Source organism: Pelomonas dachongensis (assembly GCF_043555865.1).
GTDB classification, from domain to species: Bacteria; Pseudomonadota; Gammaproteobacteria; order Burkholderiales; family Burkholderiaceae_C; genus Pelomonas; species Pelomonas dachongensis.
Window position 1 is genome coordinate 297,408 of sequence record NZ_JBIGHY010000003.1, and the last position, 16,170, is coordinate 313,577.

At 70.3% G+C, this 16,170-nt stretch carries 13 protein-coding genes; 6 read left to right on the forward strand and 7 right to left on the reverse strand.

The annotated features are described in order from the left end of the window. Positions 1-17 precede the first annotated feature (17 nt). The 6 genes from ACG02S_RS10590 to ACG02S_RS10615 are packed head-to-tail and all read left to right on the forward strand — an operon-like array spanning position 18 to position 5,619. Complete coding sequence (locus tag ACG02S_RS10590; protein WP_394470417.1) at positions 18-458, forward strand: hypothetical protein; 441 nt, start codon at positions 18-20, stop codon at positions 456-458. Next, complete coding sequence (locus ACG02S_RS10595; RefSeq protein WP_394470418.1) at positions 455-1,237, forward strand: DUF2145 domain-containing protein; 783 nt, start codon at positions 455-457, stop codon at positions 1,235-1,237. The genes ACG02S_RS10590 and ACG02S_RS10595 overlap by 4 nt, the downstream gene beginning before the upstream one ends. Further along, positions 1,234-3,132: an MFS transporter gene (locus ACG02S_RS10600; protein WP_394470419.1), complete on the forward strand. Its 1,899-nt coding sequence runs from the start codon at positions 1,234-1,236 to the stop codon at positions 3,130-3,132. Before ACG02S_RS10595 ends, ACG02S_RS10600 begins: the two co-directional genes overlap by 4 nt. Continuing rightward, a complete protein-coding gene (locus tag ACG02S_RS10605) occupies positions 3,129-3,398 on the forward strand; it encodes a hypothetical protein (protein ID WP_394470420.1) in 270 nt (89 codons plus the stop codon). Before ACG02S_RS10600 ends, ACG02S_RS10605 begins: the two co-directional genes overlap by 4 nt. Next, positions 3,395-4,141, forward strand: a complete 747-nt coding sequence (locus ACG02S_RS10610) for a prolipoprotein diacylglyceryl transferase (protein ID WP_394470421.1) — start codon at positions 3,395-3,397, stop codon at positions 4,139-4,141. The genes ACG02S_RS10605 and ACG02S_RS10610 overlap by 4 nt, the downstream gene beginning before the upstream one ends. Continuing rightward, positions 4,138-5,619: a radical SAM protein gene (locus ACG02S_RS10615; RefSeq protein ID WP_394470422.1), complete on the forward strand. Its 1,482-nt coding sequence runs from the start codon at positions 4,138-4,140 to the stop codon at positions 5,617-5,619. Before ACG02S_RS10610 ends, ACG02S_RS10615 begins: the two co-directional genes overlap by 4 nt. Here ACG02S_RS10615 and ACG02S_RS10620 read toward each other — a convergent pair. From ACG02S_RS10620 to ACG02S_RS10650, 7 genes are read right to left on the reverse strand one after another with little or no spacing between them, the layout of a single operon-like run. Next, positions 5,583-7,568, reverse strand: coding sequence for a DUF2075 domain-containing protein (locus ACG02S_RS10620; protein ID WP_394470423.1), 1,986 nt, complete (start codon positions 7,566-7,568; stop codon positions 5,583-5,585). The genes ACG02S_RS10615 and ACG02S_RS10620 overlap by 37 nt on opposite strands. A 28-nt stretch (positions 7,569-7,596) precedes the next feature. Beyond that, positions 7,597-8,082: a hypothetical protein gene (locus tag ACG02S_RS10625; protein ID WP_394470424.1), complete on the reverse strand. Its 486-nt coding sequence runs from the start codon at positions 8,080-8,082 to the stop codon at positions 7,597-7,599. A gap of 7 nt (positions 8,083-8,089) precedes the next feature. After that, positions 8,090-8,914 carry an efflux RND transporter periplasmic adaptor subunit gene (locus ACG02S_RS10630; protein ID WP_394470425.1) on the reverse strand — a complete coding sequence of 275 codons (825 nt, stop codon included), beginning with the start codon at positions 8,912-8,914 and terminating at the stop codon, positions 8,090-8,092. Further along, positions 8,911-10,911 (reverse strand): preprotein translocase subunit SecA, encoded by a 2,001-nt coding sequence (locus ACG02S_RS10635; protein ID WP_394470426.1) that lies wholly within the window; start codon positions 10,909-10,911, stop codon positions 8,911-8,913. The genes ACG02S_RS10630 and ACG02S_RS10635 overlap by 4 nt, the downstream gene beginning before the upstream one ends. Next, on the reverse strand, positions 10,904-13,066 hold the full coding sequence (locus ACG02S_RS10640) for a hypothetical protein (protein ID WP_394470427.1): 2,163 nt from the start codon (positions 13,064-13,066) through the stop codon (positions 10,904-10,906). The genes ACG02S_RS10635 and ACG02S_RS10640 overlap by 8 nt, the downstream gene beginning before the upstream one ends. Before the next feature lie 4 nt (positions 13,067-13,070). Next, positions 13,071-14,789 carry an HlyD family efflux transporter periplasmic adaptor subunit gene (locus tag ACG02S_RS10645; RefSeq protein WP_394470428.1) on the reverse strand — a complete coding sequence of 573 codons (1,719 nt, stop codon included), beginning with the start codon at positions 14,787-14,789 and terminating at the stop codon, positions 13,071-13,073. Next, positions 14,789-16,153 carry a TolC family protein gene (locus ACG02S_RS10650; RefSeq protein WP_394470429.1) on the reverse strand — a complete coding sequence of 455 codons (1,365 nt, stop codon included), beginning with the start codon at positions 16,151-16,153 and terminating at the stop codon, positions 14,789-14,791. The genes ACG02S_RS10645 and ACG02S_RS10650 overlap by 1 nt, the downstream gene beginning before the upstream one ends. Positions 16,154-16,170: the final 17 nt, after the last annotated feature.

A 16,170-nucleotide genomic window follows, 5' to 3' on the forward strand; every position in this document is an offset into this window, starting at 1 on the left:
CCCTAGGAGTCATCGACATGAAAACCCTGTTCGCCATCACCACACTCGCGCTGGCCCTCGGCCAGCCTGCCCACGCGCAGCTCAACCCGTCGGAGATGAGCGCGGCGCTGTCCGTCGCGCCCATCGTGCTGTCGGTCGGCGCGGTCAGCGCCACCGGCGCCGCGCTGAGCGCGTTGCCAGCCGGCATCCTGTCGGCCGGCGTCACGCTGACGGTGGTCAGCGTCGAGATCGTCGGCGACGCCACGGTCTGGGTGCTGGAGCGCGCGTCCGACGGCGCCCGCATCAGCCTCAGGACCACCGGCAAGCTCGCCGCGAGCGCCTTCATCAACACGGGCATCGCCGTGACCGTCTCCGTGGTCGGCGCCGGCACGGTGCTGTCCGCCGCGGGCCAGGTGATCGCCTTCATCCCGAACGAGATCGGCAAGGCGCTGCTGCACAACGAGCGGGTGAGCCGTTGAGGCTGACGCTCGCCATCGCCGCGCTGGCGCTCGCGACGGCCGCCCACGCCGGCCGCCCCTGCGAAGAGACGCCGCAGACCACGCGCCAGATCGAGCAGGGCCTCAACCTCGCGCAGGCCACAGCCAAGCGGCTGGACGCCAGCGGCGCGCAGGTGCTGATCCTGGCCCGCGCCGGGCAGGACCTGTCCAAGTACGGGCTGCGCTGGTCGCACCTGGGGTTCGTCTACAAGGACACGACGCAGCAGCCGGCCGTCTGGCGCGTCATGCACAAGCTCAACCAGTGCGGCACCGACCACGCCGCGCTGTTCCGCCAGGGGCTGGGCGAGTTCTTCCTGGACAACCCGCACCGCTACGAGGCCGCGTTCGTCGCGCTGAAGCCGGAGCTGCAGCAGGCGCTGCTGCCGCTGCTGGCGGACAACACCCACGTGCAACACCTCAACGAGCGGCGCTACAGCATGGTGGCCTATGCCTTCGGCACGACCTACCAGCAGAGCAACCAGTGGGTGCTGGAGACGCTGGCCGCCGCCGCCGCGCCAGGCATCGTCAGCCGCCGCGCGGCGCATGACTGGCTGCGCGCCCAGGGCTACCAGCCTACCGACCTGCGCCTGTCGGCCATGACCCGGCTGGGCGGCCGGCTCACGCAGGCCAACATCGCTTTCGACGATCATCCGACCGCGCGCCGCATGACCCGGCACATCGACACGGTCACCGTCGACTCGATGTTCGCCTGGCTGCCGCGCGCCGGCCTCTCCGAACCACCGCAACTCGTCCAGCCATGAGCACCGAACATCCGAACCAGTTTGCACTGCTGGGCCAGCGCCGCTTCGCGCCCTTCTTCTGGACGCAGTTCCTGGGCGCCGCGAACGACAACGTCTTCAAGTTCGCATTCACGCTGATGGTGACCTACCAGCTGCAGCTGGACTGGATGCCGCCCAGCCACGCGGGGCTGGTCATCGGCGCGCTGTTCATCCTGCCGTTCGTGCTGTTCTCCGCCACCAGCGGCCAGCTCGCCGACAAGCACGACAAGGCGCGGCTGATGCAGCTGGTGAAGAGCCTGGAGATCGCCATCATGGCGCTCGCGGCCTGGGGCTTCTATGCCAGTCACGTGCCGACGCTGCTGGCCTGCGTGTTCCTGATGGGCCTGCACTCCACGCTGTTCGGCCCGGTCAAGTACGCCTACATGCCGCAGCACCTCAACGAGCGCGAGCTGACCGGCGGAAATGGCATGGTGGAGATGGGCACCTTCGTCGCCATCCTGCTGGGCCAACTGGCCGGCGGTATCCTGGTCGACACGCCGGTCGTCGGCCCGCACCACGTCGCCTGGGCCTGCCTGGTGCTGGCCGTGCTGGGCCGCGTGACCGCACAGGCGCTGCCGCACAGCCCGTCCACCGACCCCGGCCTAGTCATCAACTGGAACCCAGTCAGCGAGACCTGGCGAAACCTCAAGCTGGCGCACGGGCAGCTGGCGGTGTTCCGCTCGCTGCTGGGCATCTCGTGGATGTGGTTCTTCGGTGCGGTCTTCCTGGCCAACTTCCCCGCCTTTGCGAAGGAGGTGCTGCACGGCAGCCCGCAGGTGGCGTCGCTGCTGCTGGCGGTGTTCTCCATCGGCATCGGCATCGGCTCGCTGATGTGCGAGATGCTGTCCAAGCGCCAGGTCGAGATCGGCCTGGTGCCGCTGGGCGCGCTCGGCATGAGCGTGTTCGCCATCGACCTGTACTTCGCCGCCAGCGGCCTGCCGGCCAGCGCGCCTTACAGCGTCAGCGCCTTCCTGGCCGTCACCGCGCACTGGCGCGTGCTGGCCGACCTGGCTTTGCTGGCGCTGTTCGCCGGCCTGTACAGCGTGCCGATGTACGCGCTGATCCAGCTGCGCGCGCAGCCCACGCACCGCGCCCGCATCATCGCGGCCAACAACATCCTGAACGCGCTGTTCATGATCGCCAGCTCCATCATTGCCGGCGCGATGCTCAGCGCGGGTCTCACCATCCCGCAGATCTTCCTGGCGGTCGGCATCGCCAACGCCGTCGTGGGCATCTACATCTTCCTGATCGTGCCGGAGTACCTGCTGCGCTTCGTCGCCTTCGTGCTGACGCGGCTGGTCTACCGCTTCAAGATCGTCAACGACCAGCGCATCCCGACGACCGGCCCGGCCGTGCTGGTGTGCAACCACGTGTCATTTGTGGACGCCGTGCTGCTGATGGCCGCCAGCCCGCGCCCGATCCGCTTCCTGATGGACGCGCAGATCTTCAAGACGCCGGTGCTGGGCTGGATGTTCAAGCTGGCCAAAGCCATTCCCATCGCGCCGGCCAAGACCGACCCGGCCACCTACGAGGCCGCCTTCACCGCCGCCCGCGCCGTGCTGGAGGACGGAGAGATGGTCTGCATCTTCCCGGAGGGCGGCATCACGCGTGACGGCACGCTGCAGCCGTTCAAGGGCGGCGTCATGAAGCTGATCGAAGACCTGCCGGACGTGCCCGTCATCCCGATGGCGCTGGGCAACCTGTGGGGCAGCTACTTCTCGCGCGTGGAGGGTGGCAAGGCGATGGTGAAGCCGTTGCGGCGCGGGTTCTGGAGCCCCGTGTCGCTGAAGGTGGATGAGCCGATGAAGCCGGCTCAGGTGTCGCCCGAGGTGCTGCGCGAGCGCGTGGCCTCGCTGCTGATGGCGTCGTCGACATGAGCGGCAACACCGGCTCCAAGGTTTGGCGCACCGTCGTCATCAGCCTGCTGATGATGGGCACGCTGGGATTCGGCCTCGCCAGTTTGTGCGGCACGATCTTCACGGCCATCGGCGTGGCCGGCGTGACGTCGGAACAGCGCGATCCTTACGCCATGGCCATCTTCGTCTTCTCCGTGCCCAGCCTGTTGATCGGCGGCGGGCTGGCCTGGTGGTGCGTGTCCGCGCTGCGCAAGCGGCTGCATGACGACAAACCGCCTTCCGCATGAGCGACAGCGCCTGGTCCACCGCCGCGTGGACGCACAGCGCCTTTGCATGGGCTGGCATGGCGCTGGGCGCAGCGATGTGGCGCCGCACGCTAAAGCACCAGCAACGCGGCGGCGCGCTGGCGCCAGGCAACTTCGGTGTGCTCGTGGGGCTGCTGATCGGCGCAGCGCTGGGCAACAAGCTGGTCTTCTTCATCGAACGGCCGGACATCGCGCTGTCTCTCTGGCAGACCCGCACCCTCGCCTGGCCCGGCCAAAGCGTCGTCGGCGGCCTGCTGGGCGGCCTCATCGGCGTAGAGATCGCCAAGACGCTGACTGGCCAGACCCGCAGCACCGGCGATGCAATGGTGCTGCCCATCGCCACCGGCCTGTGCATCGGCCGCATCGGCTGCTTCCTCGCCGGCCTGCATGACGACACCTACGGCGTGCCAACGACTGCCCCGTGGGGCGTGGACTTTGGTGACGGCACGCCGCGCCATCCGACGCAGCTCTACGAGATCGCGGTCGTGCTGACCCTAGGCCTGGCACTGCACCGCACCCGCTTCGCCACGCCGGGCCAGGCCTTCAAGTTGTTCCTGAGCGCCTACCTGCTGTGGCGCTTCGGCGTCGAGTTCCTCAAGCCGGTGCCCGTCGCGTATCCGCTGGGTTTGTCGGGCATCCAGTGGACCTGCCTCATCGCACTGGCCGTCTACACACCCCTCGTGCTGCGCGCCTGGCGCCGCCCATCTCGATTGGCCACGCCATGACACGCAAGGTCCGCCCCTACCTGTTCTACGGCACGACGCAGTCCGTCTGCACGACCTGCCTGCGCCCCGTCGAGGCCAAGATCGTCATCAAGGACGACAAGGTCTACATGGACAAGTGGTGCCCGGCGCATGGGACCGAGCGCGTGCTCGTGGCAGACGACGCGGCCTACTACCGCCAGTGCCGCGAGGTGTTCGTCAAGCCGCCCGAGATGCCGCAGCGCTTCGCGACACCGATGCAGTACGGATGCCCCTACGACTGCGGCCTGTGCCCCGACCACATGCAGCACAGCTGCCTGTCGCTCATCGAGATCAGCGACCACTGCAACCTGCGCTGCCCGACCTGCTACGCGGGCTCGGGGCCGGAACGCCTGAGCCACCGCACGATGGACGAGGTCATCGCGATGCTGGACGCCGTCGTCGCCAGCGAAGGCGAAGCCGATGTGGTGCAGATCTCCGGCGGCGAGCCGACGCTGCACCCGCAGTTCTTCGACATCCTCGACGCGGCCAAGGCCCGACCCATCAAGCACCTGATGGTCAACACCAACGGTCTGCGCATCGCGCTGGACGCGGCTTTTGCGGAGCGGCTGGCCAGCTATGCGCCGGGGCTGGAGGTCTATTTGCAGTTCGACTCGCTGCGGCGCGACGCACTGATGGACTTGCGCGGCGCCGACCTGCGCCGCCCGCACGATGAGGCGCTCGCGCGGCTGGATGCGCTGGGCCTCTCGACAACGCTGGTGATGACGGTCAAGCGAGGTATCAACGACGACGAAATCGGCGACGTGATCCGCCACGGCCAGCGCTACGGCTGCGTGCGCGGCGTGACGCTGCAACCCATCCAGAACGCCGGTCGCGTGGAGGCCTACGACGCGGCGAAGCACCGCCTGACCGTCAGCGAACTGCGGCGCCTCATCGCCGAGCAGAGCGGCATCTTCACGCTGGCCGACGTGCTGCCCGTGCCCTGCAACCCGGACACGCTGGCCATGGCTTATGCGCTGCGTGGACCGGACGGCCTCGTGCCGCTGACCCGCCATCTCGACGCCGCGACGCTGTTGTCCGGCGACCGCAGCACCATCGTGTTCGAAGGCGACCCGGCGCTGAAGTCGGCGGTGTTCCAGCTGTTCTCCACCAACCACTCGCCCGAGAGCCAGGCCAACTGCCTGTCCGAGCTGCTGTGTTGCCTGCCCAAGATCGCCGCGCCCCAGCTCAGCTACCGCGACGTGTTCCGCGTGCTCATCGTGCAGTTCATGGACGCGCAGTCGCTGGACATCCGCGCGCTGAAGAAAAGCTGCATCCACATCGCCCGGCCCGATGGACGCATGGTGCCGTTCGAGGCGTACAACCTGTTCTACCGGGATGAGCGGCAGGCGGAGCTTGAACGGATCCGCGCGGAGATTGATGGGCAGCGGGAGCAGCGGCTGCGTGTCGGGCCGAAGGCTGCCACTCACAGCGTTGGAATGCCGACGTCGCTTAAGTACTGAAAGATGGGGTCGTAGAACGCCGGCGCGCGCGTCGGGTCCTCGGGGTCGCCAGGCGGCACGACGATGACCATGCCTTGCCGAGCCCGCGTCAGCAGCACCCGATAGGCATTCTTCAGGTACAGCTGGCGCTCTGGCTTGTGGATGTGCTGCCACTTGTTGCCGACAAACTGGTGGTGACGCCAACCGCCGCTGCCGACTCGCAAGTCGGCATCCCACGCCACGCAGGCCCAGTCAAGCTCAAGCCCCTGGACGTGAAACTCCGTGGCGACATCCTCCAGGTAGTAAGAAGAACGCACATCGTCCTTGTCATCCAAGAACCAGTGCACCGGGTCCATTGGTGAGCGCACGTTGATGGCATGTGGCTTGAGCCGCTCGGCCTGGGATGACACGACGATGCCGTAGCGCTCCGTGCCGCGCGCCTGAGACTTGAGCCACTTCTTGGCCGCCGACAAGTCGCGCGTGGCAACGATCGGATAGCGACGCTGAACGGCGTTCAATGCCACGACCGCCTGGGCCGTGTCGCGGTCGAGCAAGTGCTTCACGAAGGTCGAGACATGCTCGGCCCTGAACGAGCGCATGGAAACGGCCAGGTGCAGGCCTTCGTCGAACACCACCTCGGCATGCTGCTGCAACGATGCGATCGCAGCCGTTGCCGCGTACTCGCTGTCGGTCAGATGCGGTGACACATAGACCTGCCAAGACGGGAAATGCCGTTCTATGGCCTGCAGCCATTCGCCGATGCCGGCCTCGCCCGTATTGATCTCCTGCCCACCGCCGACCAGGCAGACCACCACTGCCCAGTCCGGGTGACGGTCCATGCAGGAGATGAGGAACTCGGGCTCGGACCGATTGAAGTTGGGCCGGCCCTTCTTTTGCGCCATGAACTTGGCTGACTGTTCCAGCGTCCACGCGCGCTGCGCTTCATCGAAGATCACCACATGGTCAACGGGCGCCCGCTCGTCCGCCAGATAGGCATCGCGGAAGTGATGCACGTTCTGAATGAACGCCTCCACGGCTTTGCTCGCCTCACCTTTTCGCAGACGCATGTTCCTGGCTTTGGCCCGGGCGACTTCGTCACGGGTCAGCGCCTCACACAGAATCTTGACCAGCGGTCCATTCCCAGACAGGTAAACGCTGTGCAGCTCGCTGCTGGCGTCCATGTGCTTGGTCGCGACATCCAAGCCCACCAAGGTCTTCCCGGCGCCGGGGACGCCCGTGATGAAGCAGATGGCTTTTCGCCGCTGCCGACGTGCCGATTCGATGACCTGATCGACGACCGTCGAGGTGACCGACAGGTTCTTGGCGCCCGCATCACTGCGTGACAAGTCTGCAACCGAGTGCTGGCCATACAGAGCTGACGCAGCCTCCACGATCGTCGGCGTGGGCTTGTAGCGGCCGCGCACCCAGCCTTCCGGGTCAATGTCGGCGCCCTCACTCAAGGACAGCACTTGTTGGATGCACAAGCTCAGCGAGGCTGGCCCCGTGCTGATCGGCAACAGCACCCCGTCGTTGTGATGGCTGGCGGCGATCACGCTGACGCCGGCGGGCGCCTCTGTCGCCACGAGCACCGGCGCAATCGTCACGGCATGGCTGGGCTCGTGAAAGTTCTTCAGATCCAGCGCGTAGTCCCAGACCTGATCGAGTGCGGCGCGGTTGAAGTTCGATTCACCCACCTTGAACTCGATGACCAGCACGGTGTTGCGGATGATCACCAGCACGTCGATGCGGCGCCCCATCCGAGGCACGACGAACTCAAAGAAGATGTGGCCCGCGTGCGCCCAGTCCTCGAGCTGATGTTGGAGGATGTCGATCTGTCGAAGCCACGCATTGCGCTGCGTCGGCTCAATCGCAAAGCCCGAGTTGCGCGCCAATGCACCGAGCACGCCGACTGCCTCCGCGCGCAGGAATTCGTCCAGATTCGATGCGTAGTAGGCGCGGCTGACATTCATGCCGTTCAGTATCGAGTCTTCATCGAATTCAGCGTTGCCTGAACATCCGCCTCACCCGCAACTTGATCGCCCGCGCCCAGCGCCACACCGCGCTCGCCCGCACCCAGGCAAGCAGCTCGGCCTTCCAGTAGGTCCAACGCGCGTAAACACGCGCGAACCAGCCCAGCTGCATCAGCGCCGGCTGGATGATCTGGAACAACCAGGCCAGCAGCGCCGTGCCGACGAGCTTGGCGGCCACGATGACCGCCACGCCCAGCGTCACGCGGCCCTCGGCCACCAGCCACAGCGCCAGCAGCTTGACCGGCAGGATCAGCAGGCTGGGCAGCACCAGCACGACCAGCGCCCACCGGGGCGGCAGGCGCTTCAGCAACGCCTCGAACTGCCGCACGAGCGGCAGCTTCGCGATCAGCGCAAAGACGCGCCGCAGCGGCTCCCAGCCCCATTCCTCGAAGAGGATGAGCAGCGCCAGGACGACCCGGACGAGCCAGCGCAGCGGGGCCAGCAGGTGCTTCATCGGCGCGCTACAGCCTGACCTTGCACCGCAACCCCGCCGGCAGCTCACCCTTGACGTTGTCGATCTCCGCCACGATGCCGAAGGTGCCGGCCGCGGCGTCCAGCACCCGGTCTACCGTGCGCACCTTGGCCTGGATGGGCTTGTCGGCGAACGGCGCCTCGGGCGTCACGCTCACCATCTGCCCCGGCCTGACCTGCGTGAACGCCTTCACCGGCAGCAGCGCCTGCACCTTCAGCGGGTGCGTCTGCGCAATCTTCAGCACGGGCTTCTTGGTGTCGCTGCTGTCCATCAGCGCGCCGGGGTAGAGGTACTGGTCCACCACCACGCCGCTGAACGGCGCCAGGATCTGGCGGCGACGCAGCTGGTCGACGGCCTGGCGGTGATCCAGGCGGGCGATCTGGTTGTTCTCGGTGGCGGTCTTCAGTTCCGCTTCGGCCAGCTTGAGTTCGGCCTGCGCGTCTTCCACCGCCTGAGCCGAGACGAACTCCTCGGCGAGCAGGTCCTGCAGGCGCCGGGCCTTCTCGCGCAGCGCGCTGACCTTCGCACCCGCCAGCTGCGCCTGGCCTTGCGCCTCGGCTCGCGCCTTGGCCGAGTCCGCCGCACTGGCCTCCACGCTGCTCTCGATGCTGACCAGCACCTGGCCCTGCCGGATGGCCTCGCCACGGCGCGCGTGAACGCGCTCCAGGATGCCGACAACCGGACTGCGGATCTCCACGGTCTGCGCGGGCTCGATCATGCAGTCGTAGTCGGCGGCGGCGAAGGCTGGACCCGCGACCAGCAGGGCCGCCCAGGGCAGCAAGGCGAGGCGGGCAGGAGAGGTGTGAGGTGTCATGTCGTTGAACCGGCGATGCCGATGATGCGATGCAGCTCGCGATCCTGGCGGAGAGTTTGCTTGCGTGCGGCCCAGGCGCGGCGTTGCGCATCCTGCTGCGCCAGGCGCAGCGCCAGCCGCAGGCCGAGGCCACGCGCCAGCGCAGTGCGCAGCGGGGCGGGCAGCGTTCTGAACAGCGGGTCGTCGGCCGCCACCAGCGCGCGCACGCTGCCGACCTGGCCCTGCCGGCCGCTGCGGCCGAACAGCTGGCGGTCCACGCGCGGGGACTCGTGGTACTCGGTCAGGATGACGTGCAGCCCGCCGGCCGCGAGCGCCGCCTGGTCGGGCTTGATGTCGGTGCCGCGGCCGGCCATGTTGGTGGCCACGGTGATGCGGCCCGACGCCCCGGCGCGGCCGACGATGGCGGCTTCTTGCGCGTCCTGCCGCGCGTTCAGCACGGTGGCTTCCACGCCGCGCGCGAGCAGCGCCGTGGTGGCCGCCTCGCTGGCCTCAACGCTGCGCGTGCCCACCAGCACGGCCTGGCCGCGCGCGGCAGCGGCGATGGCGTCGTCGGCCACGGCCTGCCACTTGGCGGCGGCATCGGCGAAGCAGACCGCGGGCAGCTCGCGACGCTGCACAGGCCGGTGCGTGGGCAGCCGGCGCACGCGCAGCCGGTACGTGGCCCACAGCTCGGTGGCGGCCTCGGCCGCGGTGCCGGTCAGGCCGGCGAGCAGGTAGTAGCGGCGGAAGAAGCGCTGGAAGGTCATGCGCGCGAGCGTGTCGCGGCCCTTGGTGAGCGGCACGCCCTCCTTGGTCTCGATGAGCTGGTGCAGGCCCTGCTCCCAGCTGCGGTCGGCCATCACGCGGCCGGTGCTCTCGTCGACGATCTGCACCTTCAGCCCCTCTTCGGGCTTCTCGCCGGGCGCGAGGATGTAGTGCTGGTCACGCTGGTACAGGTGCAGCGCCGTCAGCGCCTGGCGCAGCACCTGCTCGCGCCAGGCGCGGGCGCGCCACACGGGGCGCACGCCGGCAGGCACTGGCGGGCACGCGTCCAGGGCGGCGGGCAGCAGCTCGATCTCGCGCCGGCCGTCGGCGCGGCGGAAGTGCGTGCCCTCGCGCAGCGCCTGCGCGCCGGCCATGGCCCAGTCCAGCAGCGCCGGCTCGTGGAGGCCCTCGGCCTCCTGCGACAGGATCATCGGCGTGCGCGCCTCGTCGATGAGCACGCTGTCGGCCTCGTCGACGATGGCGAAGTGCAGCGCGGGGATCAGTGGCTCGGCGGCCTCGCCTTTCACGAAGCCGCGCAGCCCCGCCACGCGCGCCGGCAGCAGGCCGTGGCCGGCGAGACGGTCCTTCAGGTAGTCGAACACCAGCTCCTTGCCGCTGACGTAGCAGACGGCATGGCGGTAGGCGGCGCGGCGCTCGTCGGGCTTCATGCCGCCCTTCACGAAGCCGCCGGCCAGGCCGAAGAACGCGAACAGCGGCCGCATTTCCTCGCAGTCGCGCTCGGCCAGGTAGTCGTTGGTGCTGACGACGTGCACGCCGGCGCCACTGGCGGCCATCACGGTGGCGGCCAGTGCGGCCACCAGCGTCTTGCCCTCGCCGGTGCGCATCTCGGCCAGGCGCCCGCTGATGAGCAGGCGCGCGCCGGCAAACTGCACCGCGTGCGGCCACAGGCCCAGCGTGCGCCGCGCGCCCTCGCCGACGGCCCCCAGCGCCTGCGCCAGCGCGACCCCGTCGCGCGCATCGGCGCGCAGCGCGGCCATCGCGTCACGCAAGCGCTGCGCCAGAACCTCGTCGCTCGCCTCGCGCAGCGGCAGCGCCGTGATGGCGGCGTTCAGCGCAGCGATGCTGCGGGCGGACTCGCTGCGCACCGGCAGCCACCCCACCGCATCGCGCAGCCAGCGCTCCAGCTTGGCATCGCCCTCGGCGCCGCGCTCGTCGCGCAGCGTGTCGGCACGGCGGAACTCGGGGCCGGCCAGCGCGCGCAGCCAGCGCAGATCGGCAACGGCGCTAGACATTCAGGCGTGACAGGAAGGCTTGGCGCAGCCGCAGCAGCCACTGCACGGCCAGCGGCGTGGCGCCGAGGTCAAAGCGCACCCAGACCTTGTCGCCGAACACCGCGCTGGGCGACGGCTGGGCCAGCTGAAGCTCGATGTCGAACACGCGGCGCAGGCTGTGGCGGCCGCCTTCATGGGTCGGGTCAACGCCGATCTCGCCGCCACCCGACGAGCCCAAAGCGGGCGACACCAGCTCGAAACCACCACCCGGCACCTCGCGGCGCACGCGGGCGTCGAGCATCGCGTACGGCGCCTGCATCAGCCGCACCTGCGCGGACTGCCCGCGGTGCTTGACCATGTCCGCGTCTTCCTGCGTGATGGCCACGCGCACGCGGTCGGTCGGGCCGGCGACGAGATACCCCAGCATCTCGCCGCGCTTGACGGCGCGGCCAGTCAGCTCGGTGGGCGCGTCAGGCAGCCAGCGGCCCGCCGTGGCGGCCGTCACGCCTAAAGCGGCGACACGCGCGCTCGCCTCGTCGAAGCGCCGCTGCCGCGCCGCCAGCTCGCTGCGCAGCGGGATGGCGCGGGCCGGCTCCGCCACCTCGGCGCGGCGCAGGCTGGCCTCGGTCTGCGCCAGCGCGGCGGCCGCCTGCGTCAGCTCCGCCTGCAGCGGCAGGTTGTCTATCTTCAGCAGCGGCGCACCGCGCGCCACCGCGCTGCCCGGCACGGCCTGCACTGCGCTGATCTGGCCGGGCGCCTCGGCGCGCACCAGCGCCTCGTCGGGCAGCCAGACGACCCCCTGGTGCACCGAGTAGAACGGCAGCGGCACCAGCCCCATGAACCCCAGCACGCCGGCCAGCAGCAGCAGCGTGCGGCGCTTGGCCAGGTCGCGCCGACGCGCCAGCGAGCCACCTTCGTCGAGATGCTTCCAGGCCTTCCAGAGCGGCATGACCAGCGCCTGCCAGCCGGCCATGATGGCCATGAGGGTGCCGACCAGCAGGTACTCGCTGGCCACGAACCAGATCAGGCCTACGGTGATGAGCAAGCGGTAGACCGGCGCGATGGCGCCGTAGACGAACAGGATGCCGCGCTCGCCGTTGGAGGCCAGCGGCGGCTCGGCGTCGCGGGCGCCGAACAGCCAGCGGTCGCTCAGGTAGACCCAGTAGGCCTGAGCGCGCTGTGCCAGGTTGGGCAGCTCCAGCAGGTCGGTGGCGATGAAGTAGCCGTCGTAGCGCATCAGCGGGTTGCCGTTGACGAGCAGCGTCGACACACCGGCAATCAGGATGACGTTGTACGCAATCGCCGTCACCAGCCCCGGCTCGGCCGCCAGCCACACGTAGACGGCCACTGCGCCCAGCGCCAGCTCGGCCAGGATGCCCGCCGCCGCCACCTGCGCCCGCGCCCACTTGGACGGGAAGCGGTACGACGAGGTTGCATCCACATAAGGCACCGGCGCGAAGATGATGAACAGCAGGCCGATCTCGCGCACCGTGCCGCCGCGCGCCTTCACGGCCAGGCCGTGCGCCCACTCGTGCACCGCCTTCACGGCCGGGTAGACGAACCACAGCAGCACGAGGTTGCTGGCAGACAGCACCCGGTCCGACAGGTTCTCGGTCAGCGCCTGCCAGTGCTGCGCGCCCAGCACCGCGGCCGGCAAGACCAGGGCCAGCCACAGCAGCGCGACCGGCGTGCTGAACAGCATGCGCGCCAGGCCCGTCTGCTTGTCGAACCACGCATCGGGGTGGAACAGCGGCAGGCGCAGGCTCATCGGGTTGAGCCAGTTCTGCTTGAACTTGGCCTTGCGCTGGCGCTCGAAGCGCTCGAACACCTCGCCGGCATCGGGCGACACCTGGCTCTGCAGCAGGTCGTTCGAATGCAGCGACGACACCAGCTGCACCAGCTCGTGCTGAGAGATGCTGGCGGCGCCGTCCTCGTGGCCCTCGCTGGCGGCGGCGCAGGCGGCATCCCAGACTTCGTCCAGCGTGCGGCGGCCGTCGCACAGCGACAGCACCCGCCAGACCTCGGGCGTCATGCGGTGAAAGCGCTGGCTGACGGGGTCGGACAGCAGCACCCAGGAACGGCCGCGCAGGCGGCGGTGCAGGGGTTCGACACCGTCGCGCAGGCGGGGGCGCAAGTGGCGAAGGGCATGCCAGTGCTCGGAGAGGAGCGCTTGCATCGATCTAGATCCAGTACTGCCAGAGCTTGAGCCGCAGCCAGGCGACGGATTCGCGCGTCCAGATCGTCAGCAGGTTGGACCGGCCCACGACGACCTTGGCCACGCCCTGCATGCCGGGGCTCAGCGCCGGCACCTCGCCCACCCACGCAGCCTCGGCGCGGAAGCCGTTGCTGCCCTCCTGCACGCTGGCCGTGGCGGTCACGCGGCTCAACTCGAAGTCGTGGCCCGCATGCGGCTGGCCGGCCAGGCGCAGCACGCCGGGCTGGCCGGTGCGCACGCGGGCGATGTCGCGCTCGGGCACATGCAGCACCACGCGGTAGCCCTCGGCGGCGATCTCGAACATCTCCTTGCCCAGCTCGACCGGCGCCCCCAGCTGCTGCACCCAGTCGCCGGTGACGACGAGGCCGTCGAGGGGCGCGACGAGCTGCGTGCGCGCCAGCTTCGCCTCCACCAGCGCGAGCTGGCCCTCGGCGCCCTGCAGCTCGGCGCCGGCCAGCGCCACGCTGGCGGCCTCGCGGTCGGCCATGGCCTGGCGCAGCTTGGCGGCGGCCTGGTCGCGCTCGCCGCGCAGCCGGGCCTGTTCCAGCTGCAGCTCGCGGTCGTCCAGCTTCAGCATGACCTGGCCCTGGCGCACCCGGTCGCCCGGCCGCACCAGCGCCTGGGCGATGAAGCCCTCGAACGGCGCCGTGACGAGCTGGCGGGTGCGGCCTTCGATGACGGTGGGGGCGGTGACGCGGTCGTCCACAGGAACCAGCAGCAGCACCGCCAGCACCAGCACTGCGGCCACGGCACCGCCTTTCCAGACCCAGTGGCCGGGGCCACGCAGCCGGGCGCCGACGCGGCGCAGCGCGCGCCACGCCTGCACCGGCAGCGGCAGCTCGGCAGCCCGCCAGTGGCGCAGCAGCGGTTCGGCCAGCGCGGCGCTGGTGCGCAACACCTGCCGGGCGGCGGGCGACGCGTCGCCCTGTGCAACCAGCACGGCGACGACCTCGCCCCGGTCCAGCAGCGGCAGCGCCCAGGCTTCGGGCTCGGTCAGCTCGCGGCCTTCGACGAAGGCGCGCTGGGCAATCTCGGTGGCCGCCTGCACGGCCGGGCTGCCGCTCTCGGCGTGGGCGACATCGGCCGCCACCCACCAGCGCGCGCGCTCGTGGCGCACCTCGAACAGCGCCAGCCTCAGGTCGGCTTCGGGGGCCAGCTCGCGCCGCGCCCAGGCCGCGGTGCGGTTGACCCAGTCCTGCGCGGCCGCGCGTGCGTCTTTATGCGAGGCGACGTGGCCCATCAGCTCCAGCAGCTCGGCCGCGCGCTGGTTGTGCGCCAGGCTGGCCGCGCTCAGCGTCAGCTGCAGCCAGCCCAGCGACAGCAGCAGCAACTGCAGGCTGCGGTCGTTGTGCGGGGCCTCAAGCAGCGCGCCGACGATGCCCGGCTGGCCGCTGGGCAGTGCCAGGTGCGTCGCGACCATCAGCTCGCCGGTCGCCACGCGGCTCAGCGCCACCGGGCTGTCGCGCGTGACGCGGGCGCGGGCTTCTGCCCAGGCGTCGGCCACGTCGGCACGCTCGAACGGCGCACGCCATGCCGCATCGGCCGCGTGCAGCGCCACGCCCTGGCAGCCCAGGCCTGCGGCATGCAGCCGCTGCAGCCACAGGGCCAGCGCAGGCGCCAGCTCGGCCGCCGGCGGCGTGGCCGCGGGAGGCGGCAGCACGGCCTCGTGGTCGCCCGTCGCCATCATGGGCCGTTCCCGCCGCGCTCGCGCGCCCGGCCGATCTCGCCCGGCTGGTGGGCGACAAGCTGCGCGTCGAGCGCCTGCCAGTCGCCCTCGCCCAGCGCGCCGCTGAGCGCGCGCAGCCTGAAATAACCCGCCCACGCATCGTGCCGCGCACGGGACAGGTCGCGCCGCGCCTCGAACAGCCGGCCCTGCGCCTCCAGCACATCGGCATTGGTCTTGATGCCCACCTCGAAGCCGCGCTGGTTGGCACGCACCGACAGCGCCTGCGAGCGCTCGGCCGTGGCCAGCGCCTTGGCCTGCGACAGCGCCGACAGCGTCGCCACGAAGGCCTGGCGCACGCCGATGACCAGCGTGCGGCGCGCCAGGTCCAGCTCACCGGCGGCCTTGTCGCGCAGCGCCAGTGTCTCGGCCACGCGCGACTGCGTGGCGCCGCTGGCGAACAGCGGGATGGTCAGCGTGGCGCCCACCGCGGTGGACGTGCCGCGGCGCGGGAAGATGCTGGTCACCGTGCCGGTGTCGCTGGAGCGCGTGTAGCTGGCGTTCAGGTCCACGGTGGGGGCATGCGCCATCGAGGCCTTGCGCGTCTCGGCCTCGGCCGTCTCCACGGCCAGCCGCGCCTGGCGCAGCTGCGGGCTCTCGACCTCGGCGCGCGACAGCCAGTCCAGCACGCTGTCGGCCCGCAGCGGCGGCAGCGCGTCCGCCACGACGCCGCGGGCCAGCAGCGCAGCCACGGGGCCGTTGGCCACCTCGACGAGCACCTGCTGGCGCAGATCCAGCTCGGCCTCGGCGGCGAGCGCCTGCGCGACGGCGCCGTCCACGCGCGCCTCGGCCTCGCGCACCTCGGGGGCTGCCGCGCGGCCGACCTGGAAGCTGCGCCGGGCCGAGGCGAGCTGCTCGCCGTAGGCCTCGCGCAGCGCGGTGGCATGGGCCAGCACGTCGCGCGACTTGAACACTTCCAGCACCGCCTCGGCCACGCGCTGCTGGGCCTCCTGCCGCGCCTGCTGCAGCGCGCCGTCGGCCTGCTCAAGCTGGCTGCGCGCGGCCTGCAGGGCCGGGTACAGCGCGCCGCGCCACAGTGGCTGGCTGACCTGGACGACGTACTGGTCGGACCGGAACGGCCGCGCCTGCTCGGCCACACCCTCGCGGTAGCGCGTGTCGCTGCTGGTGGCGGTCAGGTGGGCCGTCGGGCCATACGCTGCCCGGGCCTGGTACAGCCGCTCCTCGGCGGCCCGCAGCGACGCGCTGGTGGCGCGCACGGCGGGGTCGGCGGCCAGGGCGCGGTCGGCCAGTTCGGGCAGCGTCTGCGCGGCGACCGGCAGGGCAATGAACAGCGGAAGGAGGCGAACGACGGCAGAGCGGATCACGGCAGGCCTGAAACGGA

What these genes read in the sequence shown, in the direction of transcription:
- ACG02S_RS10590 (WP_394470417.1), top strand. Translation starts at nt 18, where the DNA reads ATGAAAACCCTGTTCGCCATCACCACACTCGCGCTGGCCCTCGGCCAG.
- ACG02S_RS10600 (WP_394470419.1), top strand. Translation starts at nt 1,234, where the DNA reads ATGAGCACCGAACATCCGAACCAGTTTGCACTGCTGGGCCAGCGCCGC.
- ACG02S_RS10610 (WP_394470421.1), top strand. Translation starts at nt 3,395, where the DNA reads ATGAGCGACAGCGCCTGGTCCACCGCCGCGTGGACGCACAGCGCCTTT.
- ACG02S_RS10635 (WP_394470426.1), bottom strand. Translation starts at nt 10,911, where the DNA reads ATGTCTAGCGCCGTTGCCGATCTGCGCTGGCTGCGCGCGCTGGCCGGC.
- ACG02S_RS10625 (WP_394470424.1), bottom strand. Translation starts at nt 8,082, where the DNA reads ATGAAGCACCTGCTGGCCCCGCTGCGCTGGCTCGTCCGGGTCGTCCTG.
- ACG02S_RS10640 (WP_394470427.1), bottom strand. Translation starts at nt 13,066, where the DNA reads ATGCAAGCGCTCCTCTCCGAGCACTGGCATGCCCTTCGCCACTTGCGC.
- ACG02S_RS10630 (WP_394470425.1), bottom strand. Translation starts at nt 8,914, where the DNA reads ATGACACCTCACACCTCTCCTGCCCGCCTCGCCTTGCTGCCCTGGGCG.
- ACG02S_RS10605 (WP_394470420.1), top strand. Translation starts at nt 3,129, where the DNA reads ATGAGCGGCAACACCGGCTCCAAGGTTTGGCGCACCGTCGTCATCAGC.
- ACG02S_RS10615 (WP_394470422.1), top strand. Translation starts at nt 4,138, where the DNA reads ATGACACGCAAGGTCCGCCCCTACCTGTTCTACGGCACGACGCAGTCC.
- ACG02S_RS10645 (WP_394470428.1), bottom strand. Translation starts at nt 14,789, where the DNA reads ATGGCGACGGGCGACCACGAGGCCGTGCTGCCGCCTCCCGCGGCCACG.
- ACG02S_RS10620 (WP_394470423.1), bottom strand. Translation starts at nt 7,568, where the DNA reads ATGAATGTCAGCCGCGCCTACTACGCATCGAATCTGGACGAATTCCTG.